The organism is Mycobacterium sp. NGS45 (assembly GCF_059812645.1).
This window is the reverse complement of record NZ_JCALDB010000001.1, coordinates 64394-84823: the sequence shown is the minus strand read 5'-3', so window position 1 is coordinate 84823 and position 20430 is coordinate 64394. Positions and strand designations below refer to the sequence as shown.

Below are 20430 nucleotides of genomic sequence, written 5' to 3'. Positions count from 1 at the left end.
GTGCGGAGTCGATGTGACGACGCTAACAGTTGTGCTGACGCGCGTCAATGAATTCTGACGTGCGTAAACCAGCCTTGCTACCCCACCCCCAACCCCCGCGGATTCTGCAGTTTCGTCAGCCCTACGCCCCCCACCCCCGCGGATTCTGCAGTTTCATACGCAACACGCCGTCGGAAGCGGATCAAAGCGCAGGCTCTGCGGTTTAGGACGCGGCCACGGCCGCAAACCGGCCCCTAGACCCCGGCGGTGCTGCGGATCAGCTCGAGCGTTTCCAGATCGCGGATGGCTTGGCAGCCGCGGCGCAACATGGTGACCATCATGTCGTCACCACGGTCGGTGCCCACCGCGAAAGCGGTACCCAGGCCGGTGATCAGCGGGGCCTGCAGCATGCCGTATCGGTAATCCCGCCAACAGGTTTCCAGATCGTAGTCGCGCACACCCTGATCCAGCAGCGCATTGTGGTAGTCGGCCACCAGGTCTTTCTCGATGGCCCGGCGCAGCTCCGGATCCAGGCTGGTGGCCGCGAAGTAGGACAGGTCGCGACTGGGCATCCCGACGCCGAGGGTCTGCCAGTCGACCACCGACACCCGTTCGCCTTCCGGGTCGAACAACAAGTTGTCCAGGCGATAGTCGCCGTGGATCAGGCTGAACCGGTCGAAGTCGTTGATCAGCCAGGGCGCAACCAGGTCCATGGCTTCGACGAAGGTGTCCCGATCGGCGGCACCGAGGTGCTCGCCCAACTTCTCGATCGTGATGCCCGCGCTCATGGCCGCGATGTCCCCGAGCCCGCGCTTGCCGGCCTCGTCGGTCAGGGTCATGGCCAAGCCGGGGAAGGTCAGCCACTCCGACTGACCCCAGGTGGGTCCGTGCAGTCCGGCGATCGCGGCGGCTGCCAGACGCGCTTCGGTCTCCCCGCACCCGGCGATCTGATCGCCCTGCACGGCGGGCGCCTGGTCGGCCAGCAGCAACGCGTAATCGGCGCCGTCCTCGGAGATTTCGCAGTGAAAGCAGCGTGGGATCGGCACCGCGACCCGGTCGGCCACCTGCGCGTAGAAGGCGCATTCACTGCGGTAGCCCAGCGCCACGCGTTCCCGCACAGCGTCGTCGGTGGCGGGCAGCTTGATGATGAAGGTCCCCGGCAGGTCGGTGGGGTTGCGCCGGTAGGTCACCGCGACCCGGTAGGTGGCGCCGGTCTGTCCGGTACCCACCGCGGTCACCTCGACGGCGTCGACGTCGACGCCCTCGCCGGCGGCACCCAGCACCGAGGTCAGCCAGCCGGCCGTGACGTCGTCGGGGTAGCGGGGAATCGACACCGGAACGGTCATGACAGTCCTCCCTTGGCTGCACTCTGCAGCGCACGTTGCCGGGCCACGAAACGGATCGACATCCGCTGCATGAGTCCCGGAGCCAGCCGGGCCAGCAGCCAACCGGCGCGAGCCGTTCCGGGCACCACCAACAACGCCCGGTTGCGTTCGATCGCCCGCAGGGTGTCCCGAGCCAGTCGGTCCGGATCGTAGAAACCCTTGCTGCGCTGACCCATTCGGTAGAAGTCCCGGCCGTTGATGCCGGTGATCAGGCCCTTGTCCAAGATCGGTGTTTCGACCGCGGCCGGGCAAATCGCCAGCACCCCAACCCCGTGCCCGGCCGCTTCGGACCGCAGCGCCAGCGACAAGCCCACGACGGCGTGCTTGGTCATCACGTAACTGGTGATCTGCCCGGCTGCCGCCAGACCGGCCATCGACGCGGTGTTGACGATGAACCCGCCGCCCTGCCGGATCATCTGCGGGTAGGCCGCGGCCACGCCGTGCACCACGCCGCGAATGTTGACGTCGATGATCGAGTTCCAGTGTTCGAGGGTGAGCACCTCGGTATCGGCGGCCCAGGTGATCCCGGCGTTGTTGAACATCAGATCGAGCGCGCCGGCGCGGTCGACGACGTCGTCGACGGCGGCCTGCACGGCTGCGGCGTCGGTGACGTCGAGTTGAGCTGACCGCGCCGGTGCGCCCAACGCGTCTGCGGTGGCCGCCGCGGCGGCAGCGTCGATGTCGGTGCACAAGACGTGCGCACCGCGCTGTGCCAGCGCTCGGCACAGGGCCGCACCGATACCCGAACCGGCGCCGGTCACGAGGGCCTGCTTGCCGGCGAATGCGTAGGACACGAGCGGCTCCTAGCCCGGCCCCGCCGGGCCGGTCATTACAATCAACCGCTCAACCGTAAACCACGGCTACCGTGTTGGGAAGACCCGAAAACTACCGGCCCGCCCGGATCCGGTCGGGCCGCGGCAGGGCCCGTTCGGACTCAGACCGAGATGTCGCCGCGCTCGGCGGCCAGTGCAATGTCGGAACGAAAATGACTGCCCGGCAAGTGAACCGACTCCACCCTGGCGTACGCATCAGCGCGCGCGGCGGCCAGATCGGCACCGGTCCCCACCACCGCGAGCACCCGACCACCGGAGGAGACGATGGCCCCGTCGGGGCGCCGGGCAGTGCCGGCGTGCAGCACGCCGGCGGCCTCCGATCCGGTGATCACGTCACCGGTCCGCGGCCGGCCCGGGTAGTTCTCGGCCGCGACCACCACGGTGACCGCCGAACCGGGCTGCCAGCGCGGTGCCGCCGCATCGGCCAGGGTTCCGGTGGCGGCCGCGTGCAGCAACTCGCCCAGCGGAGACTCCAGCAGCGCCAGCACCGACTGGGTCTCCGGGTCACCGAAACGGCAGTTGAATTCCACCACGGCCGGGCCGGTCGAAGTGATCACCAGACCGGCGTAGAGCAGCCCGGAGAAGCTGCTCCCACGTCGAACCAGTTCGGCAGCAACGGGTTTGACGACATCGTCGACGATGGCCGTGAGCACCTCGGCGGGCAGCCAGGGCAGCGGCGCGTAGGCACCCATACCGCCGGTGTTGGGTCCGGTATCGCCATTGCCGACCCGTTTGAAGTCCTGGGCCGGCAGCAGCGGCACCACGGTTTCGCCGTCGACCACGCAGAACAGCGACACCTCGGGGCCATCCAGGAAGGACTCCAGCAGCACCGGGTGACCGTCGTCGAGCAGACTGGCGGCGTGCGCGCGGGCCACGTCGCGGTCGGCGGTGACCACCACGCCCTTGCCGGCGGCCAGCCCGTCGTCCTTGACCACCCAGGCGGCTTGGCCCGCCGGCGGCCCGAACCGATCCAGCGCGGCGTCCAGCCGACCCGGGTTGTCGACCACCTCGCTGCTCGCGGTGCGGACCCCGGCAGCGGCCATCACGTCCTTGGCGAAAGCCTTCGAACCCTCGATCCGGGCGGCGTCCTTGGACGGCCCGAAGCAGGCGATACCGGCCGCGCGCACGGCATCGGCCACGCCGAGTACCAGGGGCACCTCGGGGCCGATCACCACCAGGTCGGTCTCGATCTTGCGGGCCAACCCGACCACCGCGTCGGCCGAGCTGACGTCGACGTCGTACTGATCGGCGATCAGCTCGGTGCCGGCGTTGCCCGGCGCCACGGCCAAGCTCTGCACGGCGGGGTCGCGTTTGAGCGCCAGCAACAGAGCGTGTTCACGGGCACCGGATCCGATTACGAGGACGCGCATGGGCCACCAGCCTACTGGCGGCGCTTTACCCGGCACGAGCGTGCAGCCACAAGCACCTGCATCGCCGTGGAATGCAGGTCAGTGCACACTCGCCCAAGGCTGAGGCGTAGCTACAGCTCGTCCAGCGAGGTGCCGCTGTGCATCTTCAGCGCGGCGTTGACGTTGGCCTTCTTGTCCTCGCCCTGTCCCTGCTCGGCAGCCTTCTTGCGGTTGCGGACCACCTTGTCGACCGAGCCGTTCAAGCCCGAGCCGAGCGGGAAGCCCAGGTACTGGGTGAGGAAGACCGCAGTTTCCTTGAGCTCGGTCTCGTCGAGCTCACCGTTCAGCAGGGCGGCGTTGACCTGGATCTCGGCCAGATCCTGGCGGCCCACCGCGGTCACGGCGGCCAGCGTCAACAGCCGTTTGTCACGCATCGTGAGCCCGGGCCGGGTCCAGATGCTGCCGAACAGGTGGTCGACGGTCAGGTCGAAATAGGGGTCGCCCTCGATGTTGGGCATCTCCCAGCCGTAGACCTCGTTCATCTTGCCGAGGCCGGCCTTGCGCAACTCGTCCATCATGACTCCTTCGTGGTTGTCGCTGCCTGGTGAGGCACGCCCAGACCCGCAGCCAGGGTCTGCAGCGCGACCTCGGCCAGCGGCAGGTCGACGTCCAATCCTTGGCCCAACCCGAGCGCGAGGCTCAGATCCTTCTCGCCGAGTCCGCGGGTGTGGGTGAATGCCTCGAACAGCCAGTGATCCGGGGCCAGATCCGACATGTCCTCGCGCACGATGATGGCGCCCGGCCCGCCGGTTTGCGCGTCGCTGTGCCGCACCACCCGGCCGAGTTGCGACAGGCTCAGGCCGGCCGCCTCGGCCAGCCGCATCGCCTCACAGGCCGCGGCATAGCTGGTGAAGGTCAGCATGTTGCGGGCCAACTTCATCCGGGTGCCCGCGCCCGGCTCACCGGCGTGCACCACCAGCGAGGCGAACAGTTTGAACGGTGGTTTGAGCTTCTCGTACACCTCGCGGTCGGCACCCACCATGACCGCCAACTCACCCTTGTCGGCCGCCCCGGCGCCGCCGCTGACCGGCGCGTCGACGATGTGGATCCCCTTGGGTTTCAGCTGCTCGGCAAGCTCAGCTGCGGTGCCGGCAGCGATCGTGGAGTGCACCGCGACGACGGTTCCGGGCTTGGCGTGCTCGGCCAGTTCGGCGACCACGGTGCGCACCTGTTCGTCGTTGAGCACGGTCACGCTGATCAGGTCGGCGCCGGCCACCTCGGCGACGCTGCCGGCCAATTCGGCGCCCAGTTCCGCGAACGGCGCCATCGCCTCGGAGCGCACGTCGAAAACCACCAACCCGCCCGGCCAACCGGCCAGCCGTTTGGCCATCGGTGCGCCCTGGTTGCCCAGTCCGATGTACCCCAGTTTCAGTTCGCCCACATTGCTCCTCAGCTAGTCGGTGCTCGCCGCGACGACGGGCGGTGGTCAGGACCGGATGATCTGACCGCCGTCGACGTTGAAGATCTGTCCGGTGATCCAGGATGCCTCGTCGGACAGCAGGAACAGGCACATTCCGACCAGATCCTCGGGGGTTCCCATGCGGCTCAACGGAAGTCCCTTGACGATGTCGTCAACGATCTCCTTCGGCGTGGTGGTGCGGTTGGCCTCGGTGTCGATCGGACCCGGCGCGATCGCGTTGATCCGGATGTTCTGCCCGGCCAGTTCGCGGGACAGCTGCTGGGTCAGGCCGTTGATCCCGGTCTTGGCCAGCCCGTAGAAGTTCGAGTACAGCCAGGCCGCGGTCGAGGACTGGTTGACGATCGCACCGCCGCCGCGCTTGGCCATCTTCTTGTACACCGCGCGAGTGCACCACAATGCCCCGTCGAGGTTCACGCTCATGAACTTGCGGTAGTACTCCGGGTCCACCGTGACCAGGAAGTCCAGCTTCATACCGCCGAAGATCGCGGCGTTGTTCACCAGGTAGTCGATACCGCCGAATTCGGCCAGCGTCGCATCGGCCATCTCCTTGGCCGAGGCCGGGTCGGAGACGTCCACCGGCAGCGCCAGCGCGGTGCCGCCCTCGCCCTTGATACCGTCGGCCACCTGCTTGGCGCCGTCGAGGTTGATGTCGGCGATCACCACCGCGGCCCCTTCGCGGGCCAGCGCCTCGGCGTAGGCCTGTCCGATGCCGCCGCCGGCACCGGTGATGATGCCGACCTTGTTGTCGAACCGTCCCATGTCTCTCCTCGAATGCTGTGTGAGCGCTGATCTTTCGATGCAGCGCGGGGGATGAATCGGGGCCGCGGTCAGGTTGCCAAGGTTGCGATGACCTTGACCTCGGTGTACTCCTCGAATCCGGCCAGGCCCATCTCGCGGCCCACACCGGATTGCTTGTAGCCGCCGAACGGCGCGTCGGCGGCGTACCAGATGCCGCCGTTGACGTTGACGGTGCCCACCCGCATCCGGTCCGCCACCGCCTGAGCGCGGGCGTCGTCGCCGGAGAACACCGTGCCGGACAGACCGTAGGGCGAATCGTTGGCGATCCGCACCGCGTCGTCGTCGCCGTCATGGGCGATCACGGTCAGCACCGGACCGAAGATCTCCTCGCGCGACACCCGGGCGTCGTTGTCCAGACCGGCGATCACGGTCGGCTCGATGAAGAATCCCTTGTCCAGGTCGGCGGGACGTCCACCGCCGCAGGCGAATCGGCCGCCCTCCTGCAGCGCCAGATCCAGGTAGGACTGCACCCGGTCGCGTTGCCGCGCGGAGATCAGCGGGCCGCATACGGTGCGCTTGCTGGTGGGATCACCGGGCTTGATGCCCGCCAGGGTGGCCGCGGCGGCCTCGACTGCCTCGTCATAGCGGGCCCTGGGTACCACCAGTCGGGTGGTGATCGCGCACCCCTGACCGGCGTGCATGGCGACGGTGAACGCCGCCATCGAGCACGCCCCGGCCAAGTCGGCGTCGTCGAGCACCAGGAACGCCGACTTACCGCCGAGTTCCAGGAACACCTTCTTGATGGTGGCCGCGGCGTCGGTCATCACCGCGCGTCCGGTTGCGGTCGACCCGGTGAACGAAACCATGTCCACCCGAGGGTCTTTGGACAGCAGCGCGCCGACCGCGTGGTCGCTGGAAGTGACGATGTTGATCACGCCGGGCGGGAAATCGGTCTGCTCGGCGATGATCTGCCCGACGGCCGCCGCCGCCCACGGAGTGTCCGGGGCCGGCTTGAGGATCAAGGTGTTGCCCGCGGCCAGCGCCGGACCGACCTTGGCCAGGTTGATCTGGTGCGGGAAGTTCCACGGCGTGATGGCACCGACAACACCCACAGCTTCGCGCGCCAGGACCCGATTGGTCGGAATGCCCTGCGGGGTGGCGTAACCCAGCTCGGTGCGCCACGAGTAGTTCTCGGCGGTGTCGGCCGAGAACGCCAGATCGTCGATCGGGCCTTCCAGCTGCGCCCCGGCGGTGAGCATGCGCGGGGCACCTACTTCAGAGATCGTCAACTCCCGAAGGTCCTCGACGTTCTCGCGCAGCGCACCGCGGAGTTGGCGCAGGCAGCGCACCCGCAGCGCAGTGTTCGTCGACCAGTCCGTGTCGTCGAACGCCCGGCGGGCCGCCTCGACGGCGTTGCCCAGGTCGGCCGCGTCGGCGTCGGCCGCGGTGCCGAGCACCTCCTCGGTGGCCGGGTTGACGGTCTCGAAGGTGCCACCGCCCCCGGCGACGAGCTTGCCGTCGATCAGTAGTCGGCTGTCGCGATCGGCGAGTAGCGCCATTGCATCTCCACGGTCGAGGTACTGGACATGTGTCCGGTGACTGGTGGTCTGAAGATAGCCTCAGCATGCCGCCGCGGGCAAGAGGGGCGTGGCGAGAGCCCGGACGATCCAGTGAATACCGATGTTTTACTGCTGTTATCGGTCCCGGCCTTGCCTCCGGCCCAGTTTGTCCTCTAACTTGGACATGTGTCCAGTGAGGCCGTGGTAGACGTCACGCAGGCCGCCGGCGAGAGCACTCGCAACCGGCGCCAGCAGGAGACCTTCCGCAAGGTGCTGGCCGCCGGCGTGGAGATGTTGCGGGAGACGTCCTACGCAGACCTGACGGTGCGCGCGGTGGCCAAGCGCGCCAACGTCGCCCCGGCCACCGCCTACACCTATTTCTCGTCGAAGAATCACCTGATCGCCGAGGTCTACCTGGATCTGGTCAAGCAGGTGCCGTACTTCACCGACGTCAACGACAGCCGGTTCACCCGGGTGGACACCACGCTGCGCCAGTTGGCGCTGGTGGTCGCCGACTACCCCGAGGTGGCCGCGGCCTGCACGACGGCGTTGATGTCCGGCGGTGATCCGGCGGTGCTGACCGTGCGGGAGCGGATCGGCGCCCAGATCCATCGCCGGATCGCCTCGGCGTTGGGTCCCGACGCCGACCCGCGCACCGCCGGCGCGCTGCAGATGACTTTCTTCGGCGCGCTGGTGCAGGCCGGTAGCGGCGCGTTCAGCTACCACCAGATCGCTGATCGATTGAGCTACCTGGTGCAGCTGATCTTGAGCGACGGTGTGCCGGACGCCCCCAGCGACAAAGGAATCCGATGAGCGTGCAGATCGACCAGCCGATCCTGGACCCGTACGACTACGACTTCCACCAGGATCCCTACCCGTACTACCGGCGGCTGCGCGACGAAGCGCCGCTGTACCGCAACGATGAACTGAAGTTCTGGGCGCTGTCCCGGCACGACGACGTGGTCAAGGGCTTCCGCAACAGCGTGGCGTTGTCGAATCGGCACGGCGTGTCGCTGGACCCGATCTCGCGCAATGACGAAGCCCATCGGGTGATGTCGTTCCTGGCGCTCGACGATCCGGCGCATCTGCGGCTCCGCACCCTGGTGTCGAAGGGTTTCACGCCGCGACGCATCCGCGAACTGGAGGGCCGGGTCACCGAGATCGCGGTGCAGCACCTCGATATTGCGCTGCAGCAGCACAGTTTCGACTTCGTCGACGACTTCGCCGGCAAGCTGCCGATGGACGTCATCTCCGAACTGATGGGGGTGCCCGAACCGGACCGGGTGCGGATCCGGGCGCTGGCCGACGGCGTCATGCACCGCGAGGATGGGGTGGCCGATGTTCCCGAGTCGGCCATCGCGGCCTCCGGGGAACTGCTGGTCTATTACTCCGACATGGTCAAGCAGCGCCGCAAACAGCCCACCGCGGATCTGACCTCGGCGCTGGTGGACGCCGAGATCGACGGGGACAAGCTCACCGACGACGAGATCATGGCGTTCCTGTTCCTGATGGTCGTCGCAGGCAACGAGACCACCACCAAACTGCTTGCCAACGCTGCGTATTGGGGATTCAAGTTCCCCGACCAACTGACCCCGGTGTTCGCCGACCACTCCCGGATCCCGCTGTGGGTCGAGGAGACACTGCGCTATGACACCTCCAGCCAACTGTTGGCCCGGCTGGTGGTCGAAGACCTGACCTACTACGACACCCTGGTGCCCGCAGGTGACGTGCTGCTGTTGCTGGCCGGCTCGGCCAACCGCGATGAGCGCGCCTTCGACGATCCGGACGAGTACCGGATCGGCCGCGACATCGGTTCCAAGCTGGTGAGTTTCGGCAGCGGCGCGCACTTCTGCCTGGGCGCGCACCTGGCCCGGATGGAGGCGCGGGTGGCGCTGACCGAGTGGTTCAAACGGATCCGTGGCTACGAAGTGGATGAATCCGCGGCTGTGCGGGTGCATTCCAGTTCCGTGCGCGGATTCGCGCATCTACCGATGACCGTCGAAAGACGTTGAGAGACACCGTGGAGGCACGCTAAATGGCCCGTTTCGAACCGCACCCCGACCGCAGGCCGGCGATCGTCGCCGGCGCGTCGTCCGGTATCGGCGCAGCGACAGCCACCGAGTTGGCCGCGCATGGCTTCCCGGTTGCGCTCGGCGCGCGCCGGGTGGAGAAATGCCAGGAACTGGTTGACCAGATCACAAGCAATGGCGGCGAAGCGGTTGCGCTGCCGCTGGACGTGACCGACGCCGATTCGGTCAAGTCGTTCGTGCACGCGGCCACCGAGGCGCTCGGCGAGATCGAACTGCTGGTGGCCGGCGCCGGTGACACCCACTTCGGTCAGCTCTACGAAATCAGCACCGACGAATTCGAGAACCAGATCCAGATCCATTTGATCGGCGCCAATCGGCTGGCCGCCGCGGTGCTGCCCGGCATGGTCGAGCGCCGTCGGGGGGATATCATCTTCGTCGGCTCCGATGTGTCACTGCGGCCACGTCCGCACATGGGCGGTTACGGCGCTGCAAAGGCCGGCTTGCTGGGCATGGCCAAGACCTTGCAGATGGAGCTCGAGGGCACCGGAGTTCGGGCATCGGTCGTCCATCCCGGCCCCACCAAGACGGCAATGGGTTGGAGTGCGCCGATGGACAAGGTCGGCGAGATGCTCGAGGACTGGGCCAAATGGGGTCAGGCTCGACACGATTACTTCCTGCGCGCAGCCGATCTCGCCCGGGCCATCACCTTCGTCGCGGAAACTCCCCGCGGCGGCTTCATCGCCGAACTGGAGATTCAACCCGAGGCGCCGCTGTCCGACGTCACGGATCGCCAGAAGCTGAAAGTGGAAGGCTGAGAAGGTCATGACGAGCTCAGAACTTGAACAGGTGCAACGGGTCTCCGGTGGCGAAGCAGAACACGGCCACCTCGAGGAGTTCCGCACCGACCCGATCGGTCTGATGCAGCGGGTCCGCGACGAATGCGGTGACGTCGGCTGGTTCCAGCTGGCCGACAAACAGGTGGTGTTGCTCTCCGGCGCGGAGGCCAACGAGTTCTTCTTCCGCTCCAGCGACAGTGAACTCAACCAGGCCGAGGCCTATCCGTTCATGACGCCGATCTTCGGTGAGGGCGTGGTGTTCGACGCCGACCCGGAGCGGCGCGCCGAGATGCTGCACAACACCGCGCTGCGCGGTGAGCAGATGAAGGGTCACGCCGCCACCATCGAGAACGAAGTGCACCGGATGATTGCCGACTGGGGCGACGAAGGTGAGATCGATCTGCTGGAGTTCTTCGCCGAGCTGACCATTTACACCTCGACGGCCTGCCTGATCGGCCTGAAATTCCGCAATCAGCTCGACTCCCGGTTCGCCAACTACTACCACCTGTTGGAACGCGGCACCGACCCGCTCTGCTACGTCGATCCGTACCTGCCGATCGAAAGCTTCCGGATCCGCGACGAGGCCCGGGCCAGCCTGGTGGAGTTGGTGCAGGAGGTCATGCACGGTCGAGTTGCCAACCCGCCCAAGGACAAGAGCGATCGCGACCTGCTCGACGTGCTGGTGTCGATCAAGGACGAGGACGGCAACCCGAGGTTCTCGGCCAACGAGGTCACCGGCATGTTCATCTCGCTGATGTTCGCCGGTCACCACACCAGCTCCGGTACCGCGTCCTGGACGCTGATCGAACTGCTGCGCAATCCGGAGTTCTACGCCAAGGTGCAGAACGAGCTCGACGAGCTCTACTCCGACGGGCAAGAAGTGAGTTTCCATGCGCTGCGCCAGATCCCGAATCTGGACAATGCACTCAAGGAGACCCTGCGTCTGCATCCGCCGCTGATCATCTTGATGCGGGTGGCCCAGGACGAGTACGAGGTGGCCGGCCACCCGATCCATCGGGGCCAGATGGTGGCCGCCTCCCCGGCCATCTCCAACCGGATCCCGGAGGACTTCCCGGACCCGGACTCCTTCGATCCCGACCGGTACAACAAGCCGCGGCAGGAAGACCTGATCAACCGCTGGACCTGGATTCCGTTCGGCGCCGGCAAGCACCGGTGCGTGGGCGCGGCGTTCGCGCAGATGCAGATCAAGGCGATCTTCTCAGTGCTGTTGCGCGACTACGAGTTCGAGATGTCGCAGCCCGCGGACAGCTACCGCAACGACCATTCCAAGATGGTGGTGCAGCTGGCCAGACCGGCCAAGGTCCGCTATCGCAGGCGAACCAGGGGGTAGTCCCGTGGGTTGCTACCGGATAGAACTCGACGATGACCTGTGCCAGGGGCATGCGATGTGTGAGCTGGAAGCCCCCGAGGTCTTCAAGGTGCCCAAGCGCGGCGTCGTCGAGATCCTCGACCCCGAACCGCCCGACGAGCTGCGCGATGCAGTGGAAATGGCAATCGAGATGTGTCCCACCCGAGCACTGTCAATCACAGAGAACGAGAAGGGTTGAGCCCATGGCCTCACGTGCACAACTGGAAGACTGGGTCGAGCGTTGGCTGAAGGCCAACCAGGATGCCGAGGCAGCCGGCGACTGGAAGCCGTTGGCGGAGTTCTTCACCGAGGACGCCACCTACGGCTGGAACATCGGGCCCAAGGAAGACGTGATGTGCGTGGGTCGCGACGAGATCCGCGACGTCGCACTGGGTCTGGAGATGGAGGGCCTGGAGAACTGGGTCTATGAGTACCAGAAGACGATCATCGACGAGAAGCAGAACGAGATCGTCGGGTTCTGGAAGCAGATCGCCAACAAGAGCGACGGCAGCCGCGACGAGATCTACGGCATCGGCGGCAGCTGGTTCCGGCTCAACGACGATCTGTTGATCGAGTGGCAGCGCGACTTCTTCGACTTCGGCCACGTGCAGAAGGCGTACATGAAGTTGATCGAATCCGGCGACCTCACCCCCACCATGCAGAAGCGCATCGAGCGGGCGCTGTCCGGCGAGAAACTGCCCGGCTACTACCCGCTGGGGCAGGGTCCGGTGCCGCTGTGGTGAACCGTCCGGGGCTGCTGACCCCACTATGGTGAACCGAGTCCAATCGGCCGGTGCACCCGGCCAACCGGGCTGCTGCGGGCACCGCACCAGATCGATCTGAGCTGGTCAACGCCTCGCGACGGCTTCCCGGCCAAGCGGTTGTTTGGGGGGCCTGTGACGTACACAACTAGAGGCTCTAGTCTGATCACAACAAGCTCTACGTGAAAGCAGGTGCAGATGAAGACCAAAGGTGCCCTGATCTGGGAATTCAACCAGCCGTGGTCCATCGAGGAGATCGAGATCGGCGACCCCGTCAAGGACGAGGTCAAGATCCAGATGGAAGCCTCGGGCATGTGCCACTCCGACCACCACCTGGTCACCGGCGACATCCCGATGGCCGGTTTCCCGGTGCTCGGCGGCCACGAGGGTGCCGGCGTGGTGACCGAGGTGGGACCGGGCGTCGAACACATCAAACCCGGTGATCACGTCGTCTTGTCGTTCATCCCGTCCTGCGGCGAATGTCCGTCCTGTCAGGCCGGCCTGCGCAACCTGTGCGACCTGGGTGCGGGCCTGCTGGCCGGTGTCGCGGTGTCCGACGGCACCCACCGGGTGCACGCCGCCGACGGCACCCCGGTCATCCCGATGACGCTGCTGGGCACCTTCAGCCCGTACATGGTGGTGCACAAGAGTTCGGTGGTGAAGATCGATCCATCCATCCCGTTCGAGGTCGCCTGCCTGGTGGGCTGCGGCGTCACCACCGGCTACGGCTCGGCGGTGCGCAGCGCCGACGTGCGTCCCGGCGACGACGTCGTGATCGTCGGTGTCGGCGGTGTCGGTACCGGCGCGCTGCAGGGCGCGGCCAACGCCGGTGCCCGCAACATCTTCGTCGTCGACCCGGTGGAGTGGAAGCGCGAGCAGGCACTGAAATTCGGTGCCACGCACGCCTACCCCGACATCTTCAGCGCGATGGCAGGTGTGGCCGAGGCGACCGAAGGCCGGATGGCCGCCAAGACCATCATCACCGTCGGCGAGCTCAAGGGCGAGGACATCGACCACTACCTCAACATCACCTCAAAGGGCGGCACCGCCGTGGTGACCGCGGTGGCGAACATGGCCGAGACCGACGTCAAGCTGAACCTGTCGATGCTCACGCTGCTGCAGAAGAACCTGCAGGGCACCATCTTTGGCGGCGGCAACCCGCATCACGACATCCCGTCGCTGCTGTCGATGTACAAGGCGGGCCGGCTCAACCTCGATGACATGGTCACTCGCCAGTACAAGCTGGAGCAGATCAACGAGGGCTACCAGGACATGCTGGAAGGCCGCAACATCCGTGGCGTGATCCGCTACACCGACGCCGACCGGTAAGCACTCCATTCGACGAGTCGCGACTGCGTCCAGGGTTGTTCCGAATCGGAAGCAACAGCCCTGGGCGCAGTCTCATTCGGTGCAGCTGAGCCTATGCTCAAGCCATGGCCACCGTCTTCACCAAGATCATCAACCGGGAACTGCCGGGCAGGTTCGTCTACGAGGGCGACGACGTCGTCGGATTCCTCACCATCGAACCCATGACGCAGGGTCACACGCTGGTGGTGCCGCGCGCCGAACTGGACAACTGGCAGGATCTCGACCCTGCGGTCTTCGCTCAGGTGATGGGGGTTTCCCAGCGGATCGGCAAGGCCGTGTGCAAAGCGTTCCACACCGAACGCGCCGGCGTGATCATCGCCGGGCTCGAGGTACCGCACCTGCACGTGCACGTCTTCCCGGCCCGCAACCTGTCCGACTTCGGCTTCGCGAACGTCGACCGCAACCCGTCACCGGAATCGCTGGACGAAGCCCAAGCCAAGATCAAGGCGGCCCTGGCCGAACTGAGCTGAGCGGAGCGGAGTTCAGGACACCGCGTCCTGCTCGGCGTCGTCGTCGGTGCGCGGCAACCGCACCGTGAAACGGCACCCCTTTCCGGGTTCGGTGTCCAACGTGACACCGCCGCCGTGCGCACTGACCAGTGAATCCACGATCGACAGCCCCAGCCCGGTGCCGCCGCTGGACCGGGCGCGCGAGGTATCGGCACGATAGAAGCGTTGGAACACCCGCTCGGCGTCGGCCTGGTTCATGCCGGGGCCTTCGTCGGCCACCTCGACGACGGCGTCGGCGCCTTCGGTGCCCACTCGCACCGTGACGCGGGCGGATTGCGGGGTGTGTTGCAGCGCATTGACCAGCAGATTGCCCAGCACCTGCCGCAGCCTGGGTTCATCGCCGAGCACCTCGGGCACACCGGGACCCTCGAACACCTCCAGCTTGACGTCGCGGTGCCGTTCGATCGCCTGCGCGTCGCGTACCGCGTCGGTCGCCAGCGCCAGCAGATCCACCCGGTATCGATCGAGTGGTCGCTGAGCATCCAGGCGGGCCAACAGCAGCAGGTCCTCGACCAGCAGACCCATCCGGCTGGATTCGCTCTCGATGCGCGACATCAGCATCTCGACATCACGTGCGGCGCCCTGCCGATACAGTTCGGCGAAACCCCGGATCGTGGTCAGCGGGGTCCGCAATTCATGACTGGCGTCGGTGATGAAGCGACGCATCCGTTCCTCGGAGGTGCGGGCCTGCTCGGCGGATGCTTCCGAGGACGCCACCGCGCGCTGGATCTGCGCCAGCATGCCGTTCAGCGCATGCGACAGCCGACCCACTTCGGTGTTCGGATCCCGTTGTGGCACACGGCTGTCCAGCTGACCAGCTGCGATGGCCGCCGCGGTGCTCTCCACCTCGGCCAACGGTCGCAGGCTGCGGTGCACCATGATGTAGGCCGCGATCCCGAGAACCACCAGGACTGCACCGCCGATACCGAGCTGCGCGTAGACCAGTGAGCGCACAGTCGCGCGCACATCGGTGAGGTCGATCGCGACCGTGGTGATCTCACCGCCGTCGGCGCGCAGCGACACCGCCCGCCAGCGCACCGAACCGTCCACCGAGTCGACCGTGACCGGTGTGGGCCCGACGTCGTTGTTCTCCGGCAGGGCGGGCTCGGACTCCCGGTCGTTGATCGCCATCCACGTCACACCGTCCTCGGTGATGCCGCGCACGTAGAAGTTCGACGGTGGCCGTACCGGATTGGGGCCTTCGTTGCTCTGCACCGGTACCCCGCGTGGCGCCTGCGCCCAACCCCTGGATGCGGCCATCAGGCTCTCGTCGACCCGGCTGATCAGGTCGTGGCGCATGATCGAGGTGACGGCCACCCCGGAGGCCAGCAGACCCAGGGTCACCAGAACCAGGGTGGCGGCCACCAAACTCACGCGCAGTGGGACGCCGCGCCGGACGTGCTCGGTCATCCCGTCATTCTGCGATGCCGACGGTTACTGCGGCTCACGAAGTACGTAACCGACACCGCGCAACGTGTGCAGCAGCCGCTTCTCCCCGGTGTCGATCTTGCGCCGCAGATAGGACACGTAGGACTCCACCACGTTCACGTCGCCGCCGAAGTCGTACCGCCAGACGTGGTCGAGGATCTTGGGCTTGCTCAGCACCGTGCCGGCGTTGATCATGAAGTACCGCAGCAGCGTGAACTCGGTGGGCGACAACGACACCGGCTTACCGGCCTTCCACACCTCGTGGGTGTCCTCGTCGAGCTCGATGTCGGCGAACGTCAATCGCGAAGTCTGCGGCTGCTTCTCGGCGTCGCGCCCGGTGCGGCGCAGGATCACCCGCAGCCGGGCGACCACTTCCTCCAAGCTGAACGGTTTGGTCACGTAGTCGTCGCCGCCCAGGGTCAGCCCGGTGAGCTTGTCCTGCAAACTGTCCCGGGCGGTGAGGAACAGCGCGGGCGCGTCGATGCCGTCGTCGCGCAGGCGACGCAACAAACCGAAGCCGTCCATGCCGGGCATCATCACGTCGAGGATCACCGCGTCGGGTTTGATTTCACGCGCGGTGTTCAGCGCCGCGGCGCCGTTGCTCGCGGTGTAGACCTCGAACCCTTGGAACTTCAGGCTGACCGACAACAACTCCACGATGTTGGCCTCGTCGTCCACCACCAGGACGCGGGCTTCGGGCTGGTTCTCGGTACGTGCTACGGCCGGCATCCTTCCAATGTCCTCCATCTGGTTGACACCCATCCTGGCAGGTCGCTGTGCACTTGCTAAGAGATCCGGATCGTCGGTTGCCGCGGTTACCGGCTCGCTTCGCAGCAGCGCACCTACACTGGCGCTCATGGACCTCGGGAAAGCCATCAGCGGTCTGGCCACCGCGCCGGTTCGGATCGGCCTGGCCGCCACCGAGGCCGGCCTCGACCTCGCCGGCACCGGCTTGGGCCTGGTCAAACGCGCATTCGACGGTGCCGACTCCGAGGACAGCGGCGGTGGGAATCCGGTGGTGCAGTTGCTGCGCCTCGATGACACCGTCGCCCGGGCGAACCGGTTCGCCAAGCTGGCCGATGATTTGCTCGACGAGAACGCGCCGCTGAGCCGCGCGCTGGCGCCCGGCGGCCCGATCGACCGGCTGATGCGGCCGGACGGAATCCTGGACCGACTCACCGCCCCGAACGGGCTGTTGGACAAGCTCACCGCCGAGGGCGGCGGGCTGGAACGCGCATTGGCGCCCGGCGGGCTGGTCGATCAGTTGCTCGACGAGGACGGACTCATCGACCGGCTGCTCGCCGAGGACGGGGTGCTGGAACGGCTGCTGGCCGACGACGGCGTCGCCGACCGGCTGCTGGCGCCCGGCGGTGTGGTGGAGACGTTGACCGCCCGAAATGGTCCGCTCGAGCAGCTCGCCGACGTCGCCGACACCCTGAACCGGCTCGCACCCGGGCTGGAGGCTCTGGCGCCGACGATCGACACCCTGCGCGAGGCGGTGATCTCGTTGAGTCAGGTGGTCAACCCGCTGTCCAACATCGCCGACCGGATCCCGCTGCCGGGCCGGGTCCGGCCCCGTCGGCCCAACCCGCGGCCGGTGACATCGCAGCGGATTATCGACGTCGAGGACTGACCAGATATCCTGACCGTCGGTCCCGTCGCGTCTGCGGTGCCGACCACCTGCCTCCTTAGCTCAGTGGTAGAGCGTTCGCCTTGTAAGCGGAATGTCATCGGTTCAATCCCGATAGGAGGCTCCACGCACACCGATCTTCCTCGGTGCCGGTCAGTAGCTGCTCACCGTCATCGGCGAGCCGACAGCGTTTCGTCGCGCAGCTTTACGGCTATCCGACCCATGCCGCACCCCCCAAAACGAGGAGTCGATCATGGGTTTCCCCGTCCAGCACCAGGAGCCGCCGGGTCTGCAGTCCAAGATGGATCCGGTACCGGACTGCGGTGAGTACAGCTACGTCGGCTCCGGTCGGCTGGACGGCAAGCGCGCCATCATCACCGGCGGGGACAGCGGGATCGGCCGCGCGGTGGCGATCGCCTACGCGCGGGAGGGCGCCGATGTGCTGATCTCCTACCTGGACGAGCACAGCGACGCCGAAGAAGTCGCCAACTGGGTCCGCGAAGCCGGCCGCACCTGTGTGCTGGTCAGCGGCGATCTGTCCGATCCCGCGCACTGCCGCGCCGTGGTGGACCGCGCGGTGGCCGAACTCGGTGGCATCGACATCCTGGTCTCCAACGCGGCCTATCAGATGACCCACGACGACCTCACCGAAATCAGCGACGAGGAGTTCGATTACACCTTCCGGCTCAACGTCGGTGACTACTTCTATCTGGTCAAGGCTGCGTTGCCGCATTTGGCGCCGGGTGCGTCGATCATCGGTAGTTCCTCGGTGAACTCGGACATGCCCTCACCCACGTTGGCGCCCTACGCAGCCACCAAGGCAGCGATCGCCAACTTCTCGGCCAGTTTGGCACAGCTGCTGGGCGACAAGGGAATTCGAGTCAACAGTGTGGCGCCGGGCCCGATCTGGACACCGCTGATCCCGTCCACCATGCCCGACGAGAAGGTGAAGAACTTCGGCGCGGACACCCCGTTGGGTCGCGCCGGGCAGCCGGCTGAGTTGGCGCCGGCCTACGTCATGTTGGCCTCCGATGAAGCCAGCTACATCACGGCGGCGCGGCTGGCCGTCACCGGTGGCCGACCAATTCTGTAGTCCGGCAACCGGTTCAGCTCAGACCACGCCGCGCAACCCGTCGGCACCGAACACCGGCCCGAGCATGGCCGACATGTCCGGGCCGCGCCGCAGGCAATGTCCACCGTCGACGTTGATCAGCTGCCCGGTGATGAAATCGGCGGCATCGGAAAGCAGGAACAGCGCCAGGTTCGCGATGTCGGACACTTCTCCGACCCGCGGCAGCGGCGTGCAGGCCCGGTAGTCCTCGACGACCTCGGGTACGGCGAAGATCGGCTCCACCATGTCGGTGCGGGTCAGGCCGGGCCGAATCCCGTTGACCCGCACCGATGACGGGCCCAGTTCATCGGCCGCCATCAGCAGCAGCGCTTCCAGCCCGGATTTGGCCGGCCCGTAGGCGCCGAACCAGCGGTGGGTATTGCTGGCCGCGATCGAGGAGATCCCGACGAATGATCCGCCGCCTTTGCGCACCATCTCGCGCGCGGCGTGTTTGAGCACGTACATCGAGCCGTTGACGTTCAGATCCACCGTGCTGCGCCACAATTCGGAGTCGATCTGGGTGATCGGACCGATGGTGTGGCTGCCACCGGCGCTGTGCACCACCCCGGACAACCGGCCCCGCCAGGCGGCAGCCGCCTCGACCGCTGCCGCGACCTGGTCCTCGTCGGTGACATCGGTTGCCAGCGAACGAATCTCACCGGGACCGGTGTTATCGGCTGCGGTAGTGGCCAGTCGGTCGGCGGTGCGGCCGACGATCAGCACGTGCGCACCGACAGCCGCGAGAGCCAGCGCCACGCCCCGGCCGATTCCGCTGCCGCCACCAGTGACCAGGTAGACCCGATCGTCGAACGACAGCTGCACGCCATACCTCCTAGCGAACTGAAACAGGTTCTAGTTACCCGGTCAGGCTAGCGTCAGGGCACATCCTTGCGGGCCGGTTCGGTCCGCTTGGCGGTGCGCCAGTCTTCGACGTCCGGCGGCTGCGCAACCGGGAAGCGGTTCTCGTTCTTGGTCGACCAGTGCGCGTGCCCGAGTTCGTGGATGTGGAACGCGTGCCGCAACGCCTCGGCGAAGCCCATGGCGTCCGAGGCCGCGTTGACCGAGTCCTTGATCAACAGGCTGGCCATGGTGGGCCGATCAGCGATCCGCCGGGCGAACTGCAAGGTCTTGTCCTCAAGGTCGTCGACCGGGAACACCTTGGACACCATGCCGAGCCGGTAGGCTTCCTCGGCGTCCAGGCTGTCACCGGTGAGCAGCAGTTCCTTGGCCTTGCGCGGCCCGAACTCCCACGGGTGCGCGAAGTACTCGACACCCGGCATGCCGAGCCGGACCGCCACCACGTCGCTGAACTTGGCGTTGTCGGCGGCCACGATCAGGTCGCAGGCCCAGATCAGCATCAGTCCGGCCGAGATCGCGTTGCCCTGCACCTGGGCGATGGTGATCTTGCGCAGATCCCGCCAGCGGGAGGTGTTCTCGAAGTAGTAGTGCCATTCCTGCAGGTACAGCGTCTCGGTCATGCTGGCCCGGGTCGCGCCGTCCTGCCGGTAGCTGCGGTGCTGGGTCGGGCCGGGGGTGCGCTCGGCCAGCGCGGCCTCGGAGCCCAGATCGTGACCGGCCGAGAAGTTCTTGCCGCGCGCGGCCAGGATGATCACCCTGACCTCGTCGTCGGCCTCGGCGCGCCGGAACGCATCGTCGAGCTGCACCAACAGGGTGCGGTTCTGCGCGTTGTGCTCTTCGGGCCGGTTCAGCCAGATCCGGGCGATTCGCCCGTCGTCGAGCGTCTCGTAGGAGACGAATTCGGGGGCGTCACCGTTGGTGGAAGTCGGGTTGAACTCTTCGGGCCGGGCCATGGTTGCACTTTACGTCCACGCCCGCAGTCGTAAACTCTCGACCCTGGCGAAAGCAGCCCGGACCCGCCCGCTCGATCCGCATCCCGAGCGCATTCGGGCGTTGCCGTACTAGCATTGCCACCAGCGACGACCCGAATTCGCCCGGAAGAAAGCGCGTGCCCATGTCCCCCGCAGTCGAGGTGCGCCCACCACGACCTATGCCCGCCAGGCCGTCCGGGGCTCCAACAGCCAGCAGCGATCACCAGACCAGCAGC

General features: G+C 66.7%; 21 protein-coding genes and 1 tRNA gene. 11 read left to right on the top strand and 11 right to left on the bottom strand.

The features are described from left to right. Positions 1–233: 233 nt before the first annotated feature. From AC5Y3P_RS00375 to AC5Y3P_RS00345, 7 genes are all read right to left on the bottom strand, one after another. Positions 234–1325 (bottom strand): phosphotransferase family protein, encoded by a 1092-nt coding sequence (locus AC5Y3P_RS00375; protein WP_500043909.1) that lies wholly within the window; start codon positions 1323–1325, stop codon positions 234–236. Next, positions 1322–2158 carry an SDR family NAD(P)-dependent oxidoreductase gene (locus AC5Y3P_RS00370; RefSeq protein WP_500043908.1) on the bottom strand — a complete coding sequence of 279 codons (837 nt, stop codon included), beginning with the start codon at positions 2156–2158 and terminating at the stop codon, positions 1322–1324. Before AC5Y3P_RS00370 ends, AC5Y3P_RS00375 begins: the two co-directional genes overlap by 4 nt. 140 nt (positions 2159–2298) lie before the next feature. Beyond that, a complete protein-coding gene (gene purD, locus AC5Y3P_RS00365; RefSeq protein WP_500043907.1) occupies positions 2299–3567 on the bottom strand; it encodes a phosphoribosylamine--glycine ligase in 1269 nt (422 codons plus the stop codon). A gap of 110 nt (positions 3568–3677) precedes the next feature. Further along, positions 3678–4121: a carboxymuconolactone decarboxylase family protein gene (locus AC5Y3P_RS00360; protein ID WP_500043906.1), complete on the bottom strand. Its 444-nt coding sequence runs from the start codon at positions 4119–4121 to the stop codon at positions 3678–3680. Then, positions 4121–4987, bottom strand: a complete 867-nt coding sequence (locus tag AC5Y3P_RS00355; RefSeq protein WP_500043905.1) for an NAD(P)-dependent oxidoreductase — start codon at positions 4985–4987, stop codon at positions 4121–4123. Before AC5Y3P_RS00355 ends, AC5Y3P_RS00360 begins: the two co-directional genes overlap by 1 nt. A 45-nt stretch (positions 4988–5032) precedes the next feature. Next, on the bottom strand, positions 5033–5785 hold the full coding sequence (locus AC5Y3P_RS00350) for an SDR family oxidoreductase (protein WP_500043904.1): 753 nt from the start codon (positions 5783–5785) through the stop codon (positions 5033–5035). A 68-nt stretch (positions 5786–5853) separates the two neighbouring features. After that, positions 5854–7323, bottom strand: a complete 1470-nt coding sequence (locus AC5Y3P_RS00345; protein ID WP_500043903.1) for an aldehyde dehydrogenase — start codon at positions 7321–7323, stop codon at positions 5854–5856. A gap of 186 nt (positions 7324–7509) precedes the next feature. Here AC5Y3P_RS00345 and AC5Y3P_RS00340 point away from each other — a divergent pair, with 186 nt between their 5' ends. The 8 genes from AC5Y3P_RS00340 (at position 7510) to AC5Y3P_RS00305 (ending at position 14157) form a co-directional block, all read left to right on the top strand. After that, the gene (locus AC5Y3P_RS00340) at positions 7510–8136 is read left to right on the top strand and encodes a TetR/AcrR family transcriptional regulator (protein ID WP_500043902.1); all 627 of its coding nucleotides are present in this window, start codon (positions 7510–7512) and stop codon (positions 8134–8136) included. Beyond that, entirely contained in the window at positions 8133–9335 is a 1203-nt protein-coding gene (locus tag AC5Y3P_RS00335) for a cytochrome P450 (protein WP_500043901.1), read from the top strand. The genes AC5Y3P_RS00340 and AC5Y3P_RS00335 overlap by 4 nt, the downstream gene beginning before the upstream one ends. A 23-nt stretch (positions 9336–9358) precedes the next feature. After that, positions 9359–10168, top strand: coding sequence for an SDR family oxidoreductase (locus tag AC5Y3P_RS00330; RefSeq protein WP_500043900.1), 810 nt, complete (start codon positions 9359–9361; stop codon positions 10166–10168). 7 nt (positions 10169–10175) lie between these two features. Further along, positions 10176–11540 (top strand): lanosterol 14-alpha demethylase, encoded by a 1365-nt coding sequence (cyp51, locus tag AC5Y3P_RS00325; protein ID WP_500043899.1) that lies wholly within the window; start codon positions 10176–10178, stop codon positions 11538–11540. 4 nt (positions 11541–11544) lie between these two features. After that, positions 11545–11757: a ferredoxin Fdx gene (gene fdx, locus AC5Y3P_RS00320; protein WP_500043898.1), complete on the top strand. Its 213-nt coding sequence runs from the start codon at positions 11545–11547 to the stop codon at positions 11755–11757. A gap of 4 nt (positions 11758–11761) precedes the next feature. Continuing rightward, positions 11762–12301, top strand: coding sequence for a nuclear transport factor 2 family protein (locus tag AC5Y3P_RS00315; protein WP_500043897.1), 540 nt, complete (start codon positions 11762–11764; stop codon positions 12299–12301). 216 nt (positions 12302–12517) lie between these two features. Beyond that, positions 12518–13648: an NDMA-dependent alcohol dehydrogenase gene (locus AC5Y3P_RS00310; protein ID WP_500043896.1), complete on the top strand. Its 1131-nt coding sequence runs from the start codon at positions 12518–12520 to the stop codon at positions 13646–13648. A 104-nt stretch (positions 13649–13752) separates the two neighbouring features. After that, on the top strand, positions 13753–14157 hold the full coding sequence (locus AC5Y3P_RS00305) for an HIT family protein (protein WP_500043895.1): 405 nt from the start codon (positions 13753–13755) through the stop codon (positions 14155–14157). Between the two features lie 12 nt (positions 14158–14169). Here AC5Y3P_RS00305 and AC5Y3P_RS00300 read toward each other — a convergent pair whose 3' ends face one another. Together AC5Y3P_RS00300 and AC5Y3P_RS00295 are read right to left on the bottom strand one after the other, a co-directional pair. Continuing rightward, on the bottom strand, positions 14170–15606 hold the full coding sequence (locus AC5Y3P_RS00300; RefSeq protein WP_500043894.1) for a sensor histidine kinase: 1437 nt from the start codon (positions 15604–15606) through the stop codon (positions 14170–14172). Between the two features lie 24 nt (positions 15607–15630). Continuing rightward, the gene (locus tag AC5Y3P_RS00295; RefSeq protein ID WP_500043893.1) at positions 15631–16371 is read right to left on the bottom strand and encodes a response regulator transcription factor; all 741 of its coding nucleotides are present in this window, start codon (positions 16369–16371) and stop codon (positions 15631–15633) included. Between the two features lie 109 nt (positions 16372–16480). On the opposite strand from AC5Y3P_RS00295, the gene AC5Y3P_RS00290 reads away from it, so the two are divergent. The 3 genes from AC5Y3P_RS00290 (at position 16481) to AC5Y3P_RS00280 (ending at position 18347) form a co-directional block, all read left to right on the top strand. Beyond that, positions 16481–17257: a hypothetical protein gene (locus AC5Y3P_RS00290; protein ID WP_500043892.1), complete on the top strand. Its 777-nt coding sequence runs from the start codon at positions 16481–16483 to the stop codon at positions 17255–17257. A gap of 49 nt (positions 17258–17306) precedes the next feature. After that, positions 17307–17381 (top strand) — tRNA-Thr (locus AC5Y3P_RS00285). Positions 17382–17507: 126 nt separating this feature from the next. Next, positions 17508–18347: an SDR family oxidoreductase gene (locus tag AC5Y3P_RS00280; protein ID WP_500043891.1), complete on the top strand. Its 840-nt coding sequence runs from the start codon at positions 17508–17510 to the stop codon at positions 18345–18347. An 18-nt stretch (positions 18348–18365) separates the two neighbouring features. Here the strand turns inward: AC5Y3P_RS00280 and AC5Y3P_RS00275 are convergent, their stop codons facing one another. Beyond that, complete coding sequence (locus tag AC5Y3P_RS00275; protein WP_500043890.1) at positions 18366–19187, bottom strand: SDR family oxidoreductase; 822 nt, start codon at positions 19185–19187, stop codon at positions 18366–18368. A 53-nt stretch (positions 19188–19240) separates the two neighbouring features. Beyond that, positions 19241–20176: an enoyl-CoA hydratase gene (locus AC5Y3P_RS00270; RefSeq protein WP_500043889.1), complete on the bottom strand. Its 936-nt coding sequence runs from the start codon at positions 20174–20176 to the stop codon at positions 19241–19243. Between the last annotated feature and the right edge of the window lie 254 nt (positions 20177–20430).